Source organism: Mucilaginibacter sp. OAE612, assembly GCF_041806395.1.
GTDB classification, from domain to species: Bacteria; Bacteroidota; Bacteroidia; order Sphingobacteriales; family Sphingobacteriaceae; genus Mucilaginibacter; species Mucilaginibacter rubeus.
Genome location: NZ_JBGMUW010000001.1, coordinates 2,386,475 through 2,409,442, shown reverse-complemented (window position 1 = coordinate 2,409,442; position 22,968 = coordinate 2,386,475). Strand labels below are relative to the sequence as shown.

Here is a 22,968-nt window from a genome sequence, read left to right as displayed (position 1 = left end):
AACAACAATTACATATCGGTACATAATTACAAAACATGGCTAAAATTTTAATAATTGATGATGAACGGTCTATTCGTAACACGCTTCGCGAGATTTTAGAGTATGAAGATTACGAGGTTGAAGATGTAGATAACGGGGTTGACGGCCTTCAGTTAATTGAAAAAAAAGACTATGACCTGGTACTGTGCGACATTAAAATGAACCGCATGGATGGTATGGAGGTACTTACCGAAGGACTCGCCATTAAGCCCGATCTACCTTTTATTATGATATCAGGCCACGGCACGGTTGAAACCGCTGTTGAGGCCAGCAAAAAAGGCGCGTTTGACTTTATTTCAAAACCACCTGACCTTAACCGCCTGCTTATTACCGTTCGTAACGCGCTTGATAGGGGAAGCCTTGTTGTTGAAGCTAAGGTACTTAAACGTAAAGTATCAAAAGTACGCCCCATTTTAGGCGAATCGCAGGCTATCCTCAAAATAAAAGAAACTATTGACCGGGTGGCACCAACCGATGCCCGTGTATTGGTTACAGGCGCCAATGGAAGTGGCAAGGAATTGGTTGCACGCTGGCTCCACGAAAAATCAAATCGCTCGGCTGCATCCATTATCGAGGTAAACTGTGCTGCAATCCCTTCAGAATTAATTGAGAGTGAGCTATTTGGCCACGAGAAAGGCTCATTTACATCCGCCATCAAACAACGTATTGGCAAGTTTGAATCGGCAAATGGAGGAACGTTATTTTTGGATGAGATAGGTGATATGAGCCAGTCGGCCCAGGCTAAAGTTTTGCGTGCCTTACAGGAAAATAAGATTACGCGCGTAGGCGGCGAAAAGGAAATTGACGTTGATGTACGTGTAGTAGCGGCAACCAACAAGGACCTGCTAAAAGAAATTGAAGCCGCGTAATTTCCGTATGGACTTGTATCACCGCCTAAGTGTAATACTAATCCACGTACCACCGCTTATTGAACGCAAAGACGACATCCCGCTGTTAACTCAAAGCTTTTTGGATGAGATTTGCAATGAATATGGCATGCCGGTTAAAAAGATCTCTGATGCTGCACTTGAGGCCCTTAAAGCCCTGCCATGGACCGGTAATATCCGTGAACTCCGCAACATGGTTGAGCGCTTGATCATCCTAAGTGATAAAGTTATTACAGATAACGATGTTAGAGCGTTTGCAAACCCATCTGCACCGGCAGCAGTCGGCACTGGCAGCACAGCCGCTCCTGCCCCGCAAACAGATTTTGATCAGTTCAATAACTTCCAGGAATATAAGGACTTCGCCGAGCGTGAATACATCAAATTCAAGCTGGAGAAAAACAACTGGAATGTGTCAAAAACTGCTGATGATATCGATATTCAACGCAGTCACCTATACAGTAAAATTGAAAAATTTGGCCTTAAGCGCGGCGAATAACATAAACTTTTGAAATTATTTTAAAAAGCATCGGCAAATATGATAGCCGGTGCTTTTTTTATGTTATTATTGTATCTCAATAACCTTTATTAACACCATGAAAACCTATTACTTAGCATCTTTTTTACTGCTCGCCCTATGCTCATGCGGTAACCAGCCAAAGGCAACTACAGAAACAACCGAACCGGCCGGTAAGCTTGACGGGACCTGGCACCTGATATCGAGCAAAAGTATTATGAAGGGCGATACTACAGTAACCACCCCTCCTAAAGACCAGGAAATGTTTAAGATGTTTAACGCCACTAACTTCGCCTTCTTCACGCATGACCTGGTACACGGCAAAACAGCCAAACCGGTTTATTCGTCGGGCGCGGGCACTTATACCCTATCCGGCGATGATTATACCGAGCACCTGGCTTATTGCGATGCCCGCGATTGGGAAAACAGGGATTTCAAATTTAAGCTCACTATGAAAAATGACACCTTGACTCAAAAAGGAATTGAGAAGATAGACAGCCTCAAGGTTGATCATGAGATCATTGAAACTTATGTAAGAGTGAAATAAACCTTAAAACTTATATTTAAAGCCCGGCGTGTTCCGGGCTTTTTATTTGCACAGTCCCGTCCTAAACGAACCGAACAGCATTTCACCTCTACAATAACAATAAATCGTAACCTGCGCGGTAACCCATTCGTTAAAACCTAAATTATCCCTGTTTATAATAAGTTAAACTTTATTGGAAAGCCTTCACAAAAAGTTGGCCGTTTGTTGTTTGTAAACGATGGAATTTATTGAAGAAGTCTTTTTATCGGCCCGGATTTAATTGTAGTTTACCCGCTAAAAACCAGTCAGAGAATGAAGCTGTTAATTAACCATAAGATGCTGTTAGTGTTATCGTTATTTACTTCTTCATTTAATCGCTGCCGGCTGCAAAAAAGCTCAGAAAGCATTACAACTACCAGATCTATTCACACAATTTCAGCTACGAGTTCAAATATTCCGCTTAAAAACATGTTTGGCATAAACGCGTATGAATGGAATTTTTTGCAGGATCCCGCCAATCCGGAGCAAAAAGGAGCCATTTACGAAACCAACATGAACCTTATCAAGTCATTCAGTGCAGTAAGGCATTATTTAGGCTGGGCCCGGATGGAAAGCACTAAAGGCAGCTATACCTTCAACCCCACTCATAAAGACAACTGGAACTATGATCTCATTTATAGCCGTTGCAAGCAGGAAGGTATATTGGTTTTAGCAGATATAAAAAATTGTCCGCCCTGGTTGGTTAATACTTATCCTAACAATATGCGGGATCTTGAAAATGCGCCGCTTATTTATGGCTTAAGTAAGGCTGATCCGGCAAGCTATATTGACCAGGCGCACATGGCCTTTCAATTTGCCGCCAGGTATGGTTATAATACTAATATTAACAGGGCATTGATAAAAGTTGACACCAGCATGCGATGGGCAGATGACTCGCCTAACCAGGTAAAAGTGGGCATGGGCCTTATAACTTACGTAGAGTGTGATAATGAGCGCGATAAATGGTGGAAAGGATCAGCAACACAACAAACCGCTGAAGAGTATGCAGCTAACATGTCGGCCTTTTATGATGGCAACAAGGGGAAGTTAGGAAAAAATGCCGGTGTAAAAAATGCTGATCCTAATATGAAAGTGGTAATGGGTGGATTAGCTACAGCCGACATAAATTTTGTAAAGAAAATGGTAGAGTGGTGCCGCATCAACCGTGGTTACAGAGCCAACGGCAGTATCAATCTGTGTTTTGATATTATTAACTACCACTATTACAACAATAACGGTAATATTTTAACACATCAGCCTGCCACGTTTGGCCTGCCGCCGGAATTGTCGATGGCGGGGCAAATTGCTGATTCGTTTGTTCAGTATGCAAATTCTTTTGTTAAACCAATCCCTGTTTGGGTAACCGAGTCTGGCTACGATATAAACAAGGGAAGCTATCAGAGAGCTTTAGATGTAGGGCAAAAGACATCGAAAAACACCCAGGCAGATTGGATTTTAAGAACTTCGCTTCTTTACATCAGGCATGGTATACAACGTGTATTTTATTACCAGCTTTTTGACGATGCTCCTAATGTTGCTGTTCAATATGCTACATCTGGTTTAGCCGAAAATGGCAAACGCAGACCTGCTGCCGATTTTATATTGCAAACATCAAAATTAATGGGTAACTACACCTACACAAGTACCATTAATGCCGATCCACTGGTTGATAAATATCTATCGGGATCACAAAGCATGTACATATTAACCATCCCTGATTATCAGGCACGTACAGGTACATATACACTTAATCTTGGTACAGCTAAAGCAAATGTTTATACACTAAAAACAGGTGCCGGTAATGTTGTTAAAACAACCCTAAAAACAGTTAATGGGAAACTTATTGTTAAAGTAACCGAAACACCAGTCTTTGTACAGGGCACAAACTAAATAAATGTCGAAAGATTATCCCTTACCTCGTTGGCGTACATACCGCCAAACAGGTTTACGTGAACCAACAGCGGATAAAGGTTCCAAAGTTTAAGACGCTGTTGCCAGCCAGGCAGTAACGGAAATTCCTGGTTATAAGCCTCATAAAAAGCGCGGTCAAAACCACCGAAAAGCGTGGTCATCGCAATATCAAACTCACGATTGCCATAACTAACCGCCGGATCGATCAGGTAAGATTTGCCACTGGTATCAATCAAGTAATTACCTCCCCAAAGGTCTCCGTGCAGCAATGCGGGTGGTTCTTCTGTAAATAAACCTGGGAGCTTTTTATAAAGCTGATCAAACTGGTGAATATCGGTCCGGGAGAGTTCCTTTTTGTCTACCGCCATTTCAACCATCGGCTGCAACCGCTGTTCAATAAAAAAATCGCTCCACGTAGCATACCAATTATTAGTTTGAATTAGCGAACCCATATAATTGTCAACATAAAAACCAAATCTGGTATTGGTTTTTTTATGCATTTGAGCAAGCTGCATTCCCAACTTAGAAGAAGCAGGCGCATTAGCAGAACCAACATTTATCCACTCTAAAACAAGGTAACTATCATTACCTAACTCTCCCTGCAAAACAAACTCAGGAACTGCAATTGCATTAGTTTGGCGAATTGCCTTCAACCCCTGCTGCTCTTTTACAAACATATTGGGGAATTTATACCTGTCATTTACTTTCAATAAATAACTGTGATCGTCGCATTGCAAATGGTAGACATCGTTTATATCACCACCGCTCACTGCATTAACATTAATGATTTTGATATTGAGTTTACTTTGAATATAACTTAATAAAATATCGGGGATGAAGTTTTTAAACATAGGCGATAATAAAATCATCAAATCTTACCAGGCTAAATTATTTGTTTTAGCACACAATTAAATTGCAATAATTATATTCGTGTAATATTTTTAAGTCCTTATCACAAAATTAAATGGAGAATCAAATTCCTGCAGCTGTTCAATTAACAGAAAACTGCGCACACTGCAACACGCAAGCAAAGCCCGAAGACACCTTTTGCACCCAATGTGGCTATCCGCTAAAGGGGACTGAAGCCGAACAAAACATATTTATTTCAGAACGGCAGGTTGAAGAAATAGACATGTTTACCTATAATAAAACGCTTAAACAGGCGGGTACAACATTATATTACCTGGCAGGAGTTTTTATTTTGAGCGGCCTGGTTTATTTTTTCATGCATAAAGATGAAGAAGATGTAGTAGCTGTAGTCATAACCGATTTAATAATGGCGGCTATGTTCTTGGTTTTGGGCGCTTACAGCAAAAAGAAACCCTTAGCCTGTCTCATATCAGGCTTGTCGCTGTATGTGATTGTCCAGTTGTTAAACGCCATAGTTGATCCTATATCTATTGCCAGGGGTATCATCATAAAAATAGTGATTATTGGCTATATGATCAAAGGCATTAAATCGGCAATGGAAATAGAAAAAATCAGGAAAGAAAAACATATAGCTTAGTCTTTTGCTGTCCGAACAACACCAAGCAACAGAAGCAGTACATTGCATACAATGTGGTGCATCAAACGCCGTCAACGTAAAGTTTTGCAGCAACTGCGGCTACCGGCAAGAGGATCCGGCAATCGATGAGACCGCCCATAACTGGCAATTGCTTAAGCAAGCTGCTTTGTTTTACGGGGTTTACATCGTGGTATGTGCATTGTCGTCGTTTGTTGACTACTTTAAAACAGTTGGCTGGTTCCTGGTAGTTGAAATTATCGGTGCAGGAACCGCGGTATTGTTTTTTACCTATAACTGGAATGATTATAAAAAACAGCTCCGCTGGCCTTCATTTTCATGGCAAAAGTTAGCTGCTTATGGATCGATTGCAATGGCCAGCAACCTGCTGATCCATTACATTTCAAGTTGGATCAATATTATCATCTTCTCGCGAGACTATTACTATTACTCCATTTTTGCCGGCATGCCTGGCGCTGCCTATTTGATTATATTTTTCACTGCGATAACTCCGGCTTTGTTTGAAGAACTTGGCTTTCGGGGATATCTGCTGCAATCGTTGTTAAATATTGCCGATACCGGGCAGGCTGTTTTCATTTCAGCTTTCTTGTTTGGTATTATTCACCTCAACTTCGTTTCCTTGTTCTGGTTAATCCCATTCGCTTTATTTCTCGGCTATGTTAGGGTAAAGGAAAACACTATCTGGTATGGCGTATTCTTTCATTTTTGCTTTAATTTAACCGCTTGTTTATTTGAGTTACTATAGTGTTAAAGAAATAAAAAGCCAATTAAAAACTCAATACCAAATTATCATCCTAAAAAGCTATTTTTGCGGTTCAATGGAGCACATTCGTAATTTTTGTATCATAGCACACATCGACCACGGTAAGAGCACACTTGCCGATAGGTTATTAGAATATACCAACACTATTACCCAGCGCGAATCGCAGGCACAATTGCTTGACGATATGGATTTAGAACGCGAACGCGGTATCACCATTAAAAGCCATGCCATACAAATGGATTATGAGCTCGATGGACAAAAATATGTGCTCAACCTGATCGATACGCCCGGGCACGTGGATTTTTCATATGAAGTATCACGTTCAATTGCTGCCTGTGAAGGTGCATTATTGATAGTTGATGCAGCACAGGGCATTCAGGCACAAACCATCTCAAACCTGTACCTGGCTTTAGAGAACGACCTGGAAATCATCCCTATCCTGAATAAAATGGACCTCCCCGGCGCTATGCCCGAGGAAGTAAAAGACCAGATAGTCGATCTTATAGGTTGCAAACGTGAGGAGATCCTTGCCGCATCGGGCAAAACCGGCATGGGTGTTCATGATATTCTTCGCGCTATTGTTGAGCGTGTGCCCGCTCCGGTAGGTGATCCTAAAGCTCCGCTGCAGGCCCTGATCTTTGATTCGGTTTTTAACTCGTTCCGCGGTATTATAGCTTATTTTAAAGTTGTAAACGGTGAGATCCGAAAAGGCGATAAAGTAAAATTCGTAGCCACCGAGAAGCAATATCTTGCTGATGAGGTTGGCACGCTTAAATTGCGCCCGTTAGCTAAAGACGTAATCAAAACCGGCGACGTAGGTTATATCATATCAGGTATAAAAGAAGCAAAAGAGGTTAAGGTTGGTGACACCATTACCCATGTTGACCGCCCTTGCGAAGAAGGTATACAAGGTTTTGAAGAGGTAAAACCAATGGTATTCGCAGGTATTTATCCTGTTGATACCGAAGATTATGAAGAACTTCGTGAGTCAATGGCTAAATTACAGCTCAATGATGCATCGTTGGTTTTTGAACCGGAGTCATCAGCGGCTTTAGGCTTTGGTTTCCGTTGCGGTTTCCTGGGCATGCTGCATATGGAAATCATCCAGGAGCGTTTGGAGCGTGAGTTTAACATGACGGTGATCACTACCGTTCCCAACGTGTCATACCTGGCCCATACTACAAAAGGCGACTCGTTCACTGTAAATAACCCTTCAGATCTGCCGGATCCATCAAAAATTGATTTTGTGGAAGAGCCTTACATCAAGGCTACTATCATCACCAAATCGGAATTTGTTGGCCCGGTAATGTCGCTTTGTATTCAGAAACGCGGCACCATCACTAATCAATCATATCTTACATCGGAGCGTGTTGAGCTGATCTTCGAGATGCCTATGGGCGAGATCGTATTTGATTTTTATGACAAGCTGAAAACCATTTCAAAAGGTTATGCTTCGTTCGATTATCACCAGATAGGTTATCGTCAGTCAGATTTGGTTAAACTCGATATCCGCTTAAACAGCGAACCTGTTGACGCACTTTCATCCCTGATCTTCCGCGGTAATTCATATGATTTTGGTAAAAAGATCTGCGAAAAATTAAAGGAACTTTTACCCCGCCAGCAGTTTGAGATCATTATCCAGGCTTCTATCGGCGCTAAGATCATAGCCCGCGAAACAGTGAAGGCCTTACGTAAAGACGTAACCGCCAAATGTTATGGTGGTGATATTTCCCGTAAGCGTAAACTGTTGGAAAAACAGAAACAAGGTAAAAAACGCATGCGTCAGGTAGGTAACGTAGAGATACCGCAGTCGGCATTTATGGCAGTTTTAAAGTTGGATTAATCTCTTAATTCCTTTGAAGGGGAGCGAGAGTGAATAAATTAATATATTCTGTACAGGTTAGTTACATATCTTACAGCAACCGGATTTGTTAAACATATTCATTTAGGAGACTTTGTTTATGGCAAATGGATTGTGTACGATTCCAACGAACCGAAATATTACATTGATGCTTTCAATAAAGACGCAGATTCAAATAAAATTATATTTGAAATGCTCTTGAACAATAAAACAGAAACTATTGAAAGTATCATTAACAAGATCAATCAAAATCACACATTAAAACTATCCCTGGATAACAGGCCTTTTATAAGAATACGAGTAAAATCAGAGCCGGTAAATTTAAGTTTGCCTCCGTTGCCTGATCACTTGGTTAAACACATTTAATAATGCAGCTTTTAGACGGAAAATACGTTTCAGAAAAACTTAAGGTTGAAATAGCTGAAGAAGCAGCTAAAATATTAGAAAAAACCGGCCGGAAGCCTCACCTGGTGGCAGTATTGGTTGGTCACGATGGTGGCAGTGAAACTTATGTAGCCAGCAAAATGAAGAACTGCGAAAAAGTTGGCTTCAAATCATCGCTGGTGCGTTATGAAGACGATGTTACTGAAGAAGAGTTGCTGAAAAAAGTTGAAGAGCTTAATGCTGATTCTGATATCGACGGCATTATCGTACAACTTCCGCTACCAAAACATATCGATCCTGAAAAAGTAACCGAGCGTATCGACCACCGTAAAGATGTTGATGGTTTTCACCCGGTTAACCTGGGCCGTATGCAGCGCAATTTACCATCGTTTATACCGGCAACGCCTTACGGCATTACTTTAATGCTTAAAGAATACGGTATTGAAACTGCCGGTAAACATTGCGTGGTTGTTGGCCGCAGCAATATCGTGGGTTCGCCAATGAGTATCCTCATGGCACGCAACACTACGCCGGGCAACTGTACGGTAACCATTTGCCACAGCCGTACACCCGATATCAAAAAATTCACCCTCGATGCAGACATACTGATCGTAGCTATCGGTAAAAAGAATTTCATTACGGCCGATATGGTTAAAGATGGTGTAGTAGTTGTTGATGTGGGTATGAACCGCGAAACCTCAACTACAACAAAATCGGGCTTTAAACTTTACGGCGATGTTGATTTTGAAAACGTAGCACCAAAATCATCATGGATTACCCCTGTACCGGGCGGCGTAGGCTTGATGACCATTGTCGGTTTGCTTAAAAACACATTAGCTTCGGCTAATAAAGAGGTTTATAAATAGTAAGTAGTTTATTGGGTTGATTAGGTGAATAGTTTTAGTTTATAGAATTAATTATTCACTTAATCAACCATTTACTTAAACCCAGACTTCAGCTTGTCCCAAAGCGTGTTTACACCTACGTACACACCATCGTCCCTTACTTCCACAGGATAAGTTTCAATAAAATCATTTTGCCCTTCGCCACCTTTTCCTGTTTCAAGATTATAAGTATGGCGATGATATGGACAAACTATCAGCTTCCTCACGCACAGGCCTTCGCTTAAATCAGCTCCGGCATGAGGACATTTAGCCGATACTGCATAAAGCTTACTTTCAAAATTTACGAGGCAAATATTCTTGCTGCCTGCCTTAGCCTTTTTTATAAATGGGTTGCTGATATCCGAACTTAGTTCAATTTTATGCCACTTCATTTGACCAGCTTATGAAATATATTCGAGCGAAGCTTGGAGATACTCGCTTCCTTGTAATAAACCAAAAACCTCATATGCGATACGCGATAATAATATTTTCACTGCCGTAGCATCCTTAAAATCATTCATATCAAAAAAATAAACGATCCACTCTGACTCGCCCACTTTTTCAAATCCCAATCTTTTTTAAGATAAAAAGCTCCCGTTCGTTGTCTTCGTCATCATAATTCTCTTTATCATATCCATACATTTCCATTATCTCTTGCGAACTCATGAAAATATTTAGCATGTTTCCAGCACTCAATTCAAAATACATATATAGATCGCTTGGCTTATTTAGACAGAGCTTGAATTTCTTAAACTTCCCTTCGTATAAATTAAATAAAGCATCGTCAAGTACTTGAGTATCATTAAAATAATACCTTTTCGACTCACTTATTTTCATCTCACCTTCCTTTTCAGTTATTCTACGTCCGAAGCTGAACCTTACACGGTCATCCTCAGGAAATTTGTTAAACATGTCCCTCAATCTTTCAAGTTCTTGCTTTTTTAAATATAATGGATCCTTTAAATAATGCAAATGAGATAATTGCCTGTCAATTCGCCATAACTCCTCTTGTTGATAGTGAGCATACAGGTAATCTTTTTCTAAAAGATAATTATTGATTGAAGATGTAAGAGCAATTTTTTCACCTTCAAAATATTCGATAATTTGGTCAAGGTCAGATTTCATGAGTACAAGTTATGCACTGCAAGTTTCAAAATCTAATATTTACGCCAACATTTCTGAATCTTATTGAGCCAACCAATTTTAAAAATCAATTTTCAGATTCATCACATTTGGATTCTTAATTACCTCGTCCATGCTGGTAACAAGCGTGACTTCCCTCCTGTCGGCCGAGAGCATTGCCTTTGAATTATTGATCTTCTTTACCGGGTGAGCAAACCTCAGGATCACCTTATAAGGCATATCGATCAGCATCGCCTTTGCCATCATAAAAGTAGCCTGGGTTTTCTTTAAAAAAGCGTTAAACTTAGCTTTATCAATGATGCGGTAAAATTTATGAGGAGTTATATCATACGAGTAGTAGTCCTGCCCTCCTACCATTTGCCGTGCATCAAATGGCTTATTCGTTTTATCGGTGGTAGTAATAGCGCTTATCTGGGTATTAAGTGCAATCTTTGATACATTTTGTAAATAATATTGCAGATCTGCTGCATTTTTGGCGGTATGATTAAGTGTTACTTTCATAACACTCTTTTTAAGGTTCATATTCACCGTTAGCTCACTGCTTTTGGCCATTTCAACTTCTTCAGTTTTTAGTTTCTGCTGCGCACTGTCGGGTATAGCACTATAAAAGTTAAGCGTAGTGTCCTTAACCAAACTAAATTGAGGCGTTTCCTTAACCGAATCAGACATCAAATTAACCAATACCGATACTGCCCTACTCATATCAAAGGCGTAGGCAACTTTACAGGTTCCGTCGCTTTTAAAATCGTAATGCTCTTCAATATCTACACATGAACTAAAACAAAGCACTGCCATTAAAAATAAAGGAAGGTAAAGCTTTTTCATCTCCGGATATAAATTAAGCGTTAACGATACAGTTATTGCATTTTACGAAAAGGGATTTAATTGGTTATCTTAAAATTAAAGTAATTATAACAATTATAAATGAAAATAAAAAAAGGCAAAAGGATAAAGGTGAAAGGCAAAAGGTATTTTAACGTGTACTTTTATTTTTTTTATAATGTACTTTGATGATAAAGCCAAGACCTTTCACCTTTGGCCTTTTACCTTTCGCCTTATTAAGGTACTTCCATATTAGTGTAACCTTTTGGCTTTCACCTTTTAGCTTTCGCCTATATTTCAGTACCTTTGCACCCTCAAATAACTATGGCACACCAAATACCAGACGACGGCACGCTGCTTCCTTTAATGGAAGAGTTTTATACGATACAGGGGGAAGGGTACAATACGGGCAAAGCCGCATATTTTATTCGCCTTGGCGGCTGTGATGTAGGTTGCCATTGGTGTGATGTTAAAGAAAGTTGGGATGCCGAGTTGCATCCCCTTACCGCGGCTGATACAATTGTGAGCAACGCCGCCCTTCATCCTGCAAAAGCTGTTGTAGTTACCGGTGGCGAGCCGCTTATTTACAACCTTGATTATTTGACCCACAACCTGCACGAAAAGGGAATAAAAACATTTATTGAAACTTCAGGTGCGTATCCGCTTTCGGGCGATTGGGACTGGATTTGCCTTTCACCCAAAAAATTCAAAGCGCCTACGCCAAACGTGGCCGAATGTGCCCACGAGTTAAAAGTGATCGTTTTCAATAAATCCGATTTTGAATGGGCCGAATATCACGCCAAAATGGTATCGCCCGACTGTAAGCTTTACCTGCAGCCCGAATGGTCAAAATCCAAAGAAATGACCCCGCTGATTGTGGATTATGTAAAAGAAAACCCGCAGTGGGAAATTTCACTACAAACACATAAGTATCTGAATATTCCATAATCTTTGTAACTTACGGTATTAATTATCCTAAGTTACAAATGAAAATTGCAGTATTATTGGTGCTTGCATTGTGTTTACCTGCTTTGCTTGGCGCCCAGCAGCAAACCCGGTATTCGTCATCCAATAAAGAAGCTGTAAAATATTTTGCTACCGCTTATCAAAACCTTGATGAACATCTTTATGATGAGGCGATTCAAAACTCGCTTAAAGCTATTAGCGAAGATTCAAAGTTTATAGAAGCGCGGTTATTACTCGCCGACCTGTACCGAATGAAGCGCATGTACAAGCCAGCTGTTGAGCAATACGCTAAAGTAATTTCACTTAGTCCGGAATTTAACAGGGGGGTGTACCTCAAAGCCGCTGAAATGGAAATCCACGATGCAAGCTACGCACAGGCTCAGCAACATCTCGAAAAATACCTTACTTACCCTGATATCAGCCCTCAAAACAATACCTACGCAAAAAAACTGCTTGCCGATGCCAAATTCAGCATCCAGGCGATGACACATCCTGTGCCATTTAAACCTATAAATATCGGCCCTGAAATAAACACTGCCAATGACGAGTACCTCCCGGTTGCTACAGCCGACGAAGGCACGTTGATATTTACCCGAAAGATCAATAACAACGAAGATTTTTATAAAAGCGAAATGATAAATGGCAAGTGGAATACTGCCACTTATTTAAGCAACCAAATTAATACTGAAAAATATAACGAAGGTGCGCAATCCATATCGCAGGATGGTAAATACCTGTTTTTCACGGGATGCAATCGCCCCGACGGTTTAGGCCGTTGTGATATTTATATCGCTCAAAAACGGGGAAATGACTGGGGGAAACCTGTTGACCTGAACCCACCGGTAAATACGTCGGGCTGGGAATCTCAACCCTCGATAAATGCCGATGGCCGCACGCTTTATTTTGTAAGCAACCGTAAAGGCGGTTATGGCGGATATGACATTTGGAAAAGCACGCTGGGTGAAAAAGGCTGGGGCGAACCTGAAAACCTGGGCCCCAATATTAATACCCCCTACAATGAATTATCACCGTTTATTCACCCTGATGACAGTACACTTTATTTTAGCAGCGATGGCTGGCCGGGTTTAGGCAGCAAGGACCTGTTTGTTAGCCGCATGGATAAAGACGGTAAATGGCAAAAACCCGAAAACCTTGGATATCCTATCAATACCAGTGGTGATGAGGGCGGCTTATCATTAACTGCCGCCGGAGATTATGCTTTCTTTTCATCGGATAATTTAAAGGGGTTGGGCGGTTATGATATTTATAAGTTCGAGCTGCCTGTAAAGTTGCGGCCCCATTTGGTAACGTATGTTAAAGGCTTTGTAAAAGACGTAAAGACGAAAGCCCCCCTTGAAGCTGCAATTGAGATTATTGACCTGGAAAGTAATTTGCCGGTTTACCAGGATTACAGTGACGATGAACAGGGGGACTTTTTAGCCACATTAACGTCGGGCAAAAACTATGCGCTTAATATTTCAAAAAGCGGATATCTGTTTTATTCCGAAAACTTTTCGCTTAAAAATTATAAGATTAAAAGCCCGTTTAACATTGTGGCACTGTTATCACCCATTGAAATTGGCAATAAGGTAATCCTTAAAAATATTTTCTTCGATACCAATAAGTTTGACCTTGAAAAGGAATCAAAAGCCGAACTTGCCAAGCTCATTGAATTTTTAGGGATAAACTCAACTACCCGTATTGAGATCTCAGGTCATACAGATAATACAGGTAATCACCAGGGTAACCAAACCTTATCTGAAAACAGGGCAAAGTCTGTTTATCAATATCTCGTGTCGAAAGGAATTGCCCCTACCCGCCTTGTTTACAAAGGATACGGTGAAACGCAACCGATAGCATCCAATACAACAGAGGAAGACAGGGCAAAGAACAGGCGTACGGAATTTATGATCATAACTAAATAAAATTAAAGCCAACAGCAGTAATCAGGGGAAAAGCAAAAAGCCTTTAGAATTGAATCTAAAGGCTTTCTTTATCAGAACTTTTACACCCCTAATTCCCCAACTCCGACATGAATTTGATACGCATTAACTGCACCTCTTCACGGGTGTAATCATCACTGCCCAGTTCAGCTAAGGCTTCATCAATAGAGTCGGCTTCTGCAGTGCGGAAATAATCAAATACTTCTTCCTGCTTATCTTCGTCAATCACCTCATCAATATAGTAGTTCAGATTGAGTTTGGTTCCTGAGTTAACGATAGTTTCAACTTCTTTCAGGATCTCCTCATAAGTAAGACCTTTTGAAGCAGCAATATCATCAAGGTTTAAATGCCTGTCGATATTTTGGATAATGAACACTTTAAGCGCCGATTTATTGGCAGCACTCTTGATCACCATATCAATTGGCCGGTCAATATCATTATCCTCTACATATTTCTGGATCAAATCCGTAAAAGGTTTACCAAATTTTAGCGCCTTGCCTGCACCAACACCCGAAATTTGTTTAAGCTCTTCGGTGTTGATCGGATAATGGGTGCACATCTCTTCTAACGAAGGATCCTGGAATATTACAAACGGTGGCAATCCTTTTTGTTTGGCCAGCTTTTTACGCAGCTCTTTAAGCATTTGCAGCAACTGGGTATCAAGTGCACCGCCACTTTGTTTTGGTCCGTCGTCATCGTTGTCATCGTCAGCAGCCTCCATTACCTTATTCAAAACAAAACGGATACTGTGCGGATTCTCAATAAAGCCAATGCCACTTTTGGTGAGCCTTAAAAGCCCGTATTGATCAATGTCTTTTGAAATGTAATTGTTGAGTAACGCCTGCCTTAAAAGCGAGTTCCAAAGATTTTTACCTTGTTCTTTGCCCGAGCCGTAATAGTCAAGCTGATCATGCTCATAATTTTTGATCTGAGCATTTTCCTCACCCATTAATATGCTGAGGATATGGTGGTCGTCAAACTTTTCGCCAATATGCTTAATCAAACTTAATGCCCTGTGCAGGTGCTCCTCCCCATCAAAATGTTCTTTATGGGTACAGCAATTATCGCACATGTTATTACAGCCTGCTTCATTAAAGTTTTCGCCAAAATAATGCAATAATTGTTTACGGCGACAAACCGACGACTCGCAATAATCGATAACTTCCTTAAGTATCTGAGTACCTATTTCACGTTCTGAAACAGGCTTGTCTTTCATAAATTTCTGAAGTTTATCAATGTCCTTCTCCGAATAAAAAGCCACGCAAACACCTTCTCCTCCGTCACGCCCGGCCCTTCCTGTTTCCTGGTAGTAACCTTCCATACTTTTAGGCACATCATGGTGTATAACGTAGCGAACATCGGGTTTATCAATACCCATACCGAATGCGATCGTAGCAACAATAACATCAACATCTTCCATCAGGAATTTGTCCTGCGTTTCTGCACGCACTTTAGGATCAAGCCCTGCATGATAGGGCAATGCCCTTACCCCGTTAAGGTTCAACGCCTCGGCTACTTCCTCAACCTTTTTGCGGCTAAGGCAATACACAATTCCCGATTTGCCCTGGTTTTGTTTTACAAATTTTACAATCTCTTTGATAACATTACGCTTGGCCCTAACTTCGTAAAACAGGTTACCCCGGTTAAATGACGATTTAAACACGGTTGCGTTATTCATTTGCAGGTTTTTTTGAATATCCTGCTGAACTTTTGGGGTAGCTGTAGCTGTTAGAGCAATTATGGGGATATTTTCGCCTATGTTACTGATCACCTGGCGTATTTTACGGTATTCGGGCCTGAAATCATGCCCCCACTCCGAAATGCAATGCGCTTCATCTACCGCCACGAATGAAACGTGGTTAAGGCGTAAGAAATCAATATTTTCCTGCTTGGTTAACGATTCGGGGGCCACGTATAATAACTTGGTTTTTCCCGCAAGTACATCTTCCTTAACCTTGCCTATCTCTGATTTTGTAAGTGATGAATTTAAAAAATGGGCTATACTATCTGATCCTCCAAACGCCCTGAGCTGATCTACCTGATTTTTCATCAGGGCTATCAATGGTGAAATTACGATTGCCGTGCCATCGCTCATCAAAGCTGGTAACTGATAACACATCGATTTGCCGCCACCGGTAGGCATAATAACGAATGTATCATTACCGGCCAGGATGTTGGTTATTATCGCTTCCTGTTCTCCCTTAAAATTATCAAACCCGAAAAAATTCTGGAGATTGTCAAATAGCGATTTCTTTGTTTCTATCATTATTTTAACAAATTCTTAAATTGTATTTAAAAGTTTAAAGTAACAAAATTTTCTAAATAAACGATGGATTTACTTTTAAATTTTGTGCAAAAATGATGATTAGATGAAAAACAATTTCATTGCTTGTTCATTTAAAGAACCAGACAAATTTGTGGTTATGCCCACCGTTAAATTATTTAGCTACACTTAATGGATAATTAACAAATTATTACACATTTTTACGGTTGATATACCAAATTAAAATTCTTTACTTGCTCATGAATAAAAACTATTATGCGATAATTATGGCTGGAGGGATTGGAAGCCGCTTTTGGCCGATAAGCCGTACATCGCACCCCAAACAGTTTATAGATATACTTGGTACCGGTAAAACCTTAATACAAAATACCTACGAACGTTTCCTGAAAGTTTGCCCCAAAGAAAATATTTACGTTGTTACTAACGAAAACTACACCAAACTTGTAAAACAACAATTGCCCGATATGGAGGATCAGCAGATCCTTACCGAACCGGTAATGCGTAATACAGCACCTTGTGTTGCCTATGGCTGTTTTAAAATTGAAAGCCTTAACCCCGATGCCGCTATTGTTGTAGCCCCTTCCGATCAGCAGATCCTGGATGAAGATGCTTTTGTTGCCGCTATCGAAAAATCATTGCAGACCGCCGCTTCAAATGATTACCTGATAACCCTGGGCATTAAACCATCAAGGCCCGATACCGGTTACGGATATATCCAATACACTGATAACGTTATCAATGATGAGTTTCATAAGGTAAAAACCTTTACCGAAAAACCAACTCTTGAAATAGCTAAAACCTTTATTCAAAGCGGCGACTTTTTATGGAATGCCGGCATCTTTGTTTGGTCGGCCAAAACTATTGTTAAGGCCTTTAATCAGTATCTGCCCGAAATGCATGAGATCTTTGCTGATGCAAAACCGGTTTATAACTCGGACGATGAAAAGTCTTATATACACAAGGCTTACCAGCAATGCGTTAATATCTCGATAGATTACGGCATTATGGAAAAAGCAGATAATGTGTATGTATTACCTTCGGATTTTGGGTGGAGCGATCTGGGTACCTGGGCATCAATATATGACCTTGCCGAAAAGGATTATGTAGGCAATGCCGTTATCCCCGCCGAAAAAGTGATCATGTATGATTCTTCAAACTGCATGGTAAACGTGCCGGGCGAAAAACTGGTAATATTGCAGGGCCTGCATGATTATATCGTGGTAGAATCAAACAACTCCCTGCTCATTTGCCCCCGCGACCAGGAACAAAACATCAAGCAGGTTGTGGCTGATGTAAAAAGTAAATTTGGAGCGAAGTATATTTAGCCCCCTCCGCCCCCTAAAGGGGGTACCTACTTACAATCACTCTTTAGCTGTAATGCTAAACAAGAAAAGCTTTGCCACGGCAAAGCTTTTCTTGTTTAAATACTTTTAAGTTTAATACGACAAATAAAAACCAGCCGTAAGTAAGCACCCCCTTTAGGGGGCGGGGGGGGTTCTCTGCCTCACTGCCTCATACAAAATCACCCCGGTTGATACCGATACATTCAACGATTCAATTTCGCCGAACATAGGAATCTTGGCCAGGTGGTCGGAGATCCGGATGATCTCGTTACGGATTCCGTCTTCTTCCGATCCCATAACGATGGCCGTAGGTACGGTATAATCCGGAGTGTAAATATTGTCCTGTGTTTTTTCGGTGCAACAAACCAGTTGCAAGCCCGATTCCTGGAGGAAGCGTACAGTTTGCATAAAATTATCATGCCGGCAAACAGGGATTTTGTATAATGCGCCGGCCGATGTTTTAATGGCATCAGGATTTATCTGCGCCGAACCTTTGGCTGGGATCACGATGGCATGCACACCGGCACATTCGGCAGTACGGGCAATGGCACCCATGTTTCTTACATCAGTAATGCTGTCTAAAACTAAAATTAATGGAGTTTCCCCCCTCTCAAATATTTCCGGAATAATGTTCTCTATCTTTTGATAAACAATAGGCGAAATCACAGCTATAACTCCCTGGTGATTTTTCTGGGTAATGCGGTTTAGTTTTTCAACCGGGACCTGCTGTGCAGTTATCTGATATTCGTTCATCAGTTCTTTAAGCTCCTGTATCAGGCCGCCGCCTATGCCTCGCTGTATAAATAACGCCTCAATCTCTTTACCCGAACGGATCGCTTCTACTACCGCCCTGATACCAAAAACCATTTGATTGCTTTCGCGTTGAGGCCTTGAATTAAATGCCATTTTATAATTTAAATTTTGGCAAAAGTAGCTATATTAATTGATTAAGCCGTTATTGAACTGATAACCCTTTTGGGTTTACCGAGGTTTGAGTGCAGATGCTATCAACACTTCAAAACTTTATTAACATTGGCTCAATTAGCTGAAAATCAACCAGCCCAAATTTCGTTAAAAAGTTATCAACATTGAGGTGTTTATTAAAAACCTTAAAATTATCACCCTGTGTATGATTATTTTAAAATGCCGATACACTATGTTAGGTGTTTCCTTTGCCTGTCGAAGCATTTTTTGTATATTTTTGTACCCTTATGAGTTTTGAGAATAACAACCAGTATAACAAGCCGAATACTTTTGAACGCCGCAGCCGGATCCCAAATCCTACGCCATTCATTGCAGGCGGAAAATTGCAGCCGCAGGCTACTGATTTGGAGGAAGCCGTTTTAGGTGCCCTTATGCTGGAGAAAGACGCCCTTTCATCTGTTATAGATGTTTTAAAACCCGAAGTTTTTTATCAAACCAATCATCAAAAGATTTTTTCTGCAATAAAAATCTTGTTTGAAAAAACACAGCCTGTAGATATCCTTACCGTGACTGCCGAATTGCGCAGGCTGGGCGAGCTTGAAATGGTTGGCGGTGCTTACTATATCACTGAACTTACAAGCCGCGTTGCATCGGCCGCCAATATCGAATTCCATTCGCGCATTATCATTCAAAAATTTATCCAGCGCGAACTGATCCGCATTTCTACAGAGGTGATCAACAATGCCTATGAGGATACCGCCGATGTATTCGACCTGCTGGATATGGCCGAAAAAAATCTGTTTGAAATAGCTCAGAGCAATTTACGCCGAGATGCCCGTAATATGGACGATCTTGTTCATGAGGCCCTGCGCGATATTGAAGCCCTGAAGGATAAAAAGGATGGCTTAACAGGTGTTGCCTCTGGCTTTACCAACCTTGACCGGATGACGTCAGGTTGGCAAAAATCAGACCTGGTGATCATTGCGGCACGTCCGGCGATGGGTAAAACTGCTTTTGTATTAAGCTGTGCACGTAATGCAGCCGTTGATTTTGACAAGCCAGTTGTGGTATTTTCGCTGGAGATGTCGTCTGTACAGTTAGTTAACCGTTTGATAGCCGGCGAAGCAGAAATTGAGCAGGAAAAAATCCGTAAAGGCACGCTTGAAGAATGGGAATGGCAGCAGGTACACTCTAAAATTGGCAGGCTTGAAAAAGCAACGTTCATCATTGATGATACACCTGCCCTAAACATCTTTGAGTTCAGGGCAAAATGTCGTCGTTTAAAATCGCAATATGATATCCAGCTTATCATTATCGACTACCTGCAGCTGATGCATGGCAAAGCTGAAGGCAAAGGTGGCGGGGGTAACCGTGAGCAAGAGATCAGCAGTATTTCACGTGCTTTAAAGTCGGTTGCCAAGGAGCTCAACGTACCGGTTATCGCACTTTCGCAGTTAAGCCGTGCGGTTGAAAGCCGGCCGGGCAACTCAAAAAGGCCAATGCTTTCAGACTTACGTGAATCGGGCGCTATTGAGCAGGACGCCGACATGGTATTGTTCCTTTATCGTCCCGAATATTACGGCCTGACCGAAGATGAGGACGGTAACCCTACCCAGGGCGTAGGCGAGGTAATCATAGCCAAGCACCGTAATGGTGAAACAGGTACTGTTCGACTTAAATTTGTGGGCAAATATGTTAAGTTCACAAATCTTGAAGAAGGTATGGATGGCTTCCCTCCTCCGGCAGGTAACGCTTTCGCAGGCCTTGCCCCTTCACAGGATTTTGAAAAGCAGAGTAACTTCATTATACGTCCTTCAAGAATGGACGACATAGATGATGAGCCTCCGTTTTAGCCCCTGGCTCCCCTAAAAGGGGAGTGTCAAAAGATATACAAACAAGAAAAGCTTTGCAATTGCAAAGCTTTCTTGTTTGTAATAGTGAAAACAAACCCGCATATATATCATTTCAAAAGTTAGAGGTCGAGTTTATCCACTTAGGTTATAAAGTCACAAAACTGGCACAAGCTCCATCAAAGTTTGGAGGAGTAATCTACCCGGTATTCGCTGTCAAGTAACTACCATTCTGTTGGCACCTGTTCATCTTTCAATTACTCTTTTTGCGTTGTTAGCTGATTGTTATAAACCCTGGTGTCCTGACAGTCTTTTAAACTTATCAACTGATCAATATTTTTAATACTGCCAGTTGTGGTTATTTTATTCCCTGTAACTTTAATTCCGGATGTACTTGAAGCCTCAAAAAACTGATCGTCCGTTAAAGTTATTTTATTACAGATTACCTGGATTCCGGAATGAACCCGAGCTGTTGATTTCACCTTGTTTTCCGGTGACAGGGCTATAACCGGCCCTCCACATTTATAAAACGTATTGTTTTTAATAGTAACATCTTTTACCGCTCCTGATTCATACCAGCTTGACGCATCGTCATTGATCATGATTGCGCTATTGTGGGTCCGGTTAATGATATTGTTTTCAATTATTACTTTCCTGGGAGTGGTAACCAGGATACCCCTTGTCGGGATCTTTTCAATGGTATTGTGATGGATCCATACCTGTGGCGTGGCAGTAATGTTCTCCACCACATCTCCTGTTTGCATATCATCGGGCATCGGGTTGCTAAAATTTAGCAAAAATTCCCTGTTATTCAGCTTCTCAACTTTCGATACCTTATTATTTTGATAAGTAAGCAGGGTCGCCGGGTGAACAAGACCAATACTGTCATTAGCAGCAAAAGCATCAAATCCGTAAGTTTGATCATGCATGAACCTTACTTTGACCTGAGTTAAGGAAAGTTTTTCTGTTATTTTAAGAAAAGTGCCATGCACATTAATTGCATCGTCATTTGCTGCCGACAGGTATGAGCCTGCAATTTCAATTTTGCCACTACAACCCGAAAAATGCAGAATATCTGCCCAGGCAGCACACGTGCGACCATCTTTAGCCTTTACTACAACATGATTGAAACTTAGATTCTTGCTAAACTGGCTTACTATTCCCATGCCATGCATAAAGTAAATACGGATGTTGTTTAAATTGATATTGCTGCTTTTTTGTATGAAAAAACCGGCACAATCACGGGTGACATCACGATTTTGATAGGTTAAGCCTTTTTTAAAGCCCGGATTGTTCTTGAAAAATATTCTCAGGCTATGCTCTCCTGTGGCTTCATAGCGAAGCCCCTCCTGAGGGATTTCCATTCTCGATAATTCATTGGTGGCATGGTCATACACCTGCCAGTATGACCCGGGCTGATAACTCCAGCCTTCTCCAAGCCATGTTAATGTACTGTCTTTAATACTGAATTTGTATTCGGTGTTAACCGCAGCATCGGCATATTTTGATGTCGTTGTTACCACGCTGAACTCGGAAACCGTTGGACGCTGGTAATCAAAACTCAAATCGTTCAATTTAATATGATGACTGTTATTGATATACGTTTCGATCATTTTTCCGCGAAGGCCTACTGTGGCGCCGGCACCATCAATATCCACAAACCTGCTACTATCAAGCATTAATGCAATTGCTTTTAATCCGTAAGGAACATCGTTGGTATTGGAAATCTGCAATTGGGCTTTGTAAGCGCCGTCCGGAAAAAAGTCATACCACCCGGGGGCAAACCAGATCTTTACCGGCCTGTCTTTCGTTCCGTGGGCCATAATTGACAACGTTTCGAAAAACCCTCCCGGCGATAGTATTTCCACAACATCACCCGGCGATAAAATAAGCCGGTTGATACCTTTAAATGTTTTCCATGGCTTTAAACTGGTTAACCCGGTGTTGCCATCATTGCCCTTAACAGGATCGATATAATAGGTTCGATTGCCCGGAGAAACACTTCTTCCGGATGGAGCTAAATATTCAACAAGTTTATTTTGAGCTTTTAATACGTTGCATATCAGAAACGGACTTAAAAGTAACAGGCATTTTATTGTAAAATATCTCATGGTAAATATCAGGTTACTAATATATGGCGTATATGGTATAACATTTACGCTTAACATCTATAATTTTGGCCATCCACAACCAGCATTTAAAAATTACCTTGTCTTTACTCCATAACTTATGGTTAAAACAGCGATCCCTCTTTTATATAATATCCCATACATTTAACATAAGCGAAAATCATTCATTAAAATATAGGTTAAATATTTACCCCTGCACCAAAAGGCACTGACAGTCAAACGTGATGTCCA

Annotated in this window: 17 protein-coding genes and 1 pseudogene; 11 read left to right on the top strand and 7 right to left on the bottom strand. The window is 41.0% G+C overall.

Annotation, left to right across the window (positions count from 1 at the left end):
* Nucleotides 1-35: 35 nt before the first annotated feature.
* From ABID99_RS10075 to ABID99_RS10065, 3 genes and pseudogenes are all read left to right on the top strand, one after another.
* Nucleotides 36-1,422, top strand: a pseudogene (locus tag ABID99_RS10075) (sigma-54-dependent transcriptional regulator).
* 97 nt (nt 1,423-1,519) lie between these two features.
* The gene (locus tag ABID99_RS10070; protein ID WP_354483347.1) at nt 1,520-1,987 is read left to right on the top strand and encodes a hypothetical protein; all 468 of its coding nucleotides are present in this window, start codon (nt 1,520-1,522) and stop codon (nt 1,985-1,987) included.
* A 447-nt stretch (nt 1,988-2,434) separates the two neighbouring features.
* Complete coding sequence (locus ABID99_RS10065; RefSeq protein ID WP_188832333.1) at nt 2,435-3,895, top strand: hypothetical protein; 1,461 nt, start codon at nt 2,435-2,437, stop codon at nt 3,893-3,895.
* Here the strand turns inward: ABID99_RS10065 and ABID99_RS10060 are convergent.
* Nucleotides 3,892-4,767: a fructosamine kinase family protein gene (locus ABID99_RS10060; protein ID WP_373613610.1), complete on the bottom strand. Its 876-nt coding sequence runs from the start codon at nt 4,765-4,767 to the stop codon at nt 3,892-3,894. The genes ABID99_RS10065 and ABID99_RS10060 overlap by 4 nt on opposite strands.
* A gap of 113 nt (nt 4,768-4,880) precedes the next feature.
* On the opposite strand from ABID99_RS10060, the gene ABID99_RS10055 reads away from it, so the two are divergent.
* The 4 genes from ABID99_RS10055 (at nt 4,881) to ABID99_RS10040 (ending at nt 9,315) form a co-directional block, all read left to right on the top strand.
* Entirely contained in the window at nt 4,881-5,423 is a 543-nt protein-coding gene (locus ABID99_RS10055) for a zinc ribbon domain-containing protein (protein ID WP_090525984.1), read from the top strand.
* Nucleotides 5,424-5,427: 4 nt separating this feature from the next.
* Nucleotides 5,428-6,186: a CPBP family intramembrane glutamic endopeptidase gene (locus ABID99_RS10050; RefSeq protein WP_188832335.1), complete on the top strand. Its 759-nt coding sequence runs from the start codon at nt 5,428-5,430 to the stop codon at nt 6,184-6,186.
* Between the two features lie 73 nt (nt 6,187-6,259).
* Nucleotides 6,260-8,047 carry a translation elongation factor 4 gene (gene lepA, locus ABID99_RS10045; protein ID WP_090526250.1) on the top strand — a complete coding sequence of 596 codons (1,788 nt, stop codon included), beginning with the start codon at nt 6,260-6,262 and terminating at the stop codon, nt 8,045-8,047.
* 386 nt (nt 8,048-8,433) lie between these two features.
* Entirely contained in the window at nt 8,434-9,315 is an 882-nt protein-coding gene (locus tag ABID99_RS10040; protein WP_373613609.1) for a tetrahydrofolate dehydrogenase/cyclohydrolase catalytic domain-containing protein, read from the top strand.
* 71 nt (nt 9,316-9,386) lie between these two features.
* Here ABID99_RS10040 and ABID99_RS10035 read toward each other — a convergent pair whose 3' ends face one another.
* The 3 genes from ABID99_RS10035 to ABID99_RS10025 all read right to left on the bottom strand — a co-directional run bounded on the left by ABID99_RS10035 (nt 9,387) and on the right by ABID99_RS10025 (nt 11,301).
* Nucleotides 9,387-9,725, bottom strand: a complete 339-nt coding sequence (locus ABID99_RS10035) for a Rieske 2Fe-2S domain-containing protein (RefSeq protein WP_188832337.1) — start codon at nt 9,723-9,725, stop codon at nt 9,387-9,389.
* Between the two features lie 169 nt (nt 9,726-9,894).
* Entirely contained in the window at nt 9,895-10,458 is a 564-nt protein-coding gene (locus ABID99_RS10030) for a hypothetical protein (protein WP_373613607.1), read from the bottom strand.
* 78 nt (nt 10,459-10,536) lie between these two features.
* Complete coding sequence (locus tag ABID99_RS10025; protein ID WP_090525990.1) at nt 10,537-11,301, bottom strand: hypothetical protein; 765 nt, start codon at nt 11,299-11,301, stop codon at nt 10,537-10,539.
* A gap of 321 nt (nt 11,302-11,622) precedes the next feature.
* Here ABID99_RS10025 and ABID99_RS10020 point away from each other — a divergent pair, with 321 nt between their 5' ends.
* Nucleotides 11,623-12,246 (top strand): 7-carboxy-7-deazaguanine synthase QueE, encoded by a 624-nt coding sequence (locus tag ABID99_RS10020; protein ID WP_090525991.1) that lies wholly within the window; start codon nt 11,623-11,625, stop codon nt 12,244-12,246.
* 38 nt (nt 12,247-12,284) lie between these two features.
* Nucleotides 12,285-14,189, top strand: a complete 1,905-nt coding sequence (locus tag ABID99_RS10015) for an OmpA family protein (RefSeq protein ID WP_188832340.1) — start codon at nt 12,285-12,287, stop codon at nt 14,187-14,189.
* 88 nt (nt 14,190-14,277) lie between these two features.
* Here the strand turns inward: ABID99_RS10015 and recQ are convergent, their stop codons facing one another.
* Nucleotides 14,278-16,470, bottom strand: a complete 2,193-nt coding sequence (gene recQ, locus ABID99_RS10010; RefSeq protein WP_112659158.1) for a DNA helicase RecQ — start codon at nt 16,468-16,470, stop codon at nt 14,278-14,280.
* A gap of 260 nt (nt 16,471-16,730) precedes the next feature.
* Between recQ and ABID99_RS10005 the strand changes: the two genes are divergently transcribed.
* The gene (locus tag ABID99_RS10005) at nt 16,731-17,816 is read left to right on the top strand and encodes a mannose-1-phosphate guanylyltransferase (protein WP_090525993.1); all 1,086 of its coding nucleotides are present in this window, start codon (nt 16,731-16,733) and stop codon (nt 17,814-17,816) included.
* Nucleotides 17,817-17,969: 153 nt separating this feature from the next.
* Here ABID99_RS10005 and rlmB read toward each other — a convergent pair whose 3' ends face one another.
* The gene (gene rlmB / locus ABID99_RS10000; RefSeq protein ID WP_373613606.1) at nt 17,970-18,740 is read right to left on the bottom strand and encodes a 23S rRNA (guanosine(2251)-2'-O)-methyltransferase RlmB; all 771 of its coding nucleotides are present in this window, start codon (nt 18,738-18,740) and stop codon (nt 17,970-17,972) included.
* A 305-nt stretch (nt 18,741-19,045) separates the two neighbouring features.
* Here rlmB and dnaB point away from each other — a divergent pair, with 305 nt between their 5' ends.
* Nucleotides 19,046-20,611, top strand: a complete 1,566-nt coding sequence (gene dnaB / locus ABID99_RS09995) for a replicative DNA helicase (protein ID WP_373613605.1) — start codon at nt 19,046-19,048, stop codon at nt 20,609-20,611.
* A 254-nt stretch (nt 20,612-20,865) separates the two neighbouring features.
* Here the strand turns inward: dnaB and ABID99_RS09990 are convergent, their stop codons facing one another.
* On the bottom strand, nt 20,866-22,719 hold the full coding sequence (locus ABID99_RS09990) for a right-handed parallel beta-helix repeat-containing protein (protein ID WP_373613604.1): 1,854 nt from the start codon (nt 22,717-22,719) through the stop codon (nt 20,866-20,868).
* Between the last annotated feature and the right edge of the window lie 249 nt (nt 22,720-22,968).

Coding starts and splice junctions, on each gene's coding strand:
- ABID99_RS10070 (WP_354483347.1), top strand. CDS start 1,520: ATGAAAACCTATTACTTAGCATCTTTTTTACTGCTCGCCCTATGCTCA.
- ABID99_RS10065 (WP_188832333.1), top strand. CDS start 2,435: ATGTTTGGCATAAACGCGTATGAATGGAATTTTTTGCAGGATCCCGCC.
- ABID99_RS10060 (WP_373613610.1), bottom strand. CDS start 4,767: ATGTTTAAAAACTTCATCCCCGATATTTTATTAAGTTATATTCAAAGT.
- ABID99_RS10055 (WP_090525984.1), top strand. CDS start 4,881: ATGGAGAATCAAATTCCTGCAGCTGTTCAATTAACAGAAAACTGCGCA.
- lepA (WP_090526250.1), top strand. CDS start 6,260: ATGGAGCACATTCGTAATTTTTGTATCATAGCACACATCGACCACGGT.
- ABID99_RS10040 (WP_373613609.1), top strand. CDS start 8,434: ATGCAGCTTTTAGACGGAAAATACGTTTCAGAAAAACTTAAGGTTGAA.
- ABID99_RS10035 (WP_188832337.1), bottom strand. CDS start 9,725: ATGAAGTGGCATAAAATTGAACTAAGTTCGGATATCAGCAACCCATTT.
- ABID99_RS10030 (WP_373613607.1), bottom strand. CDS start 10,458: ATGAAATCTGACCTTGACCAAATTATCGAATATTTTGAAGGTGAAAAA.
- ABID99_RS10025 (WP_090525990.1), bottom strand. CDS start 11,301: ATGAAAAAGCTTTACCTTCCTTTATTTTTAATGGCAGTGCTTTGTTTT.
- ABID99_RS10020 (WP_090525991.1), top strand. CDS start 11,623: ATGGCACACCAAATACCAGACGACGGCACGCTGCTTCCTTTAATGGAA.
- ABID99_RS10015 (WP_188832340.1), top strand. CDS start 12,285: ATGAAAATTGCAGTATTATTGGTGCTTGCATTGTGTTTACCTGCTTTG.
- ABID99_RS10005 (WP_090525993.1), top strand. CDS start 16,731: ATGAATAAAAACTATTATGCGATAATTATGGCTGGAGGGATTGGAAGC.
- rlmB (WP_373613606.1), bottom strand. CDS start 18,740: ATGGCATTTAATTCAAGGCCTCAACGCGAAAGCAATCAAATGGTTTTT.
- dnaB (WP_373613605.1), top strand. CDS start 19,046: ATGAGTTTTGAGAATAACAACCAGTATAACAAGCCGAATACTTTTGAA.
- ABID99_RS09990 (WP_373613604.1), bottom strand. CDS start 22,719: ATGAGATATTTTACAATAAAATGCCTGTTACTTTTAAGTCCGTTTCTG.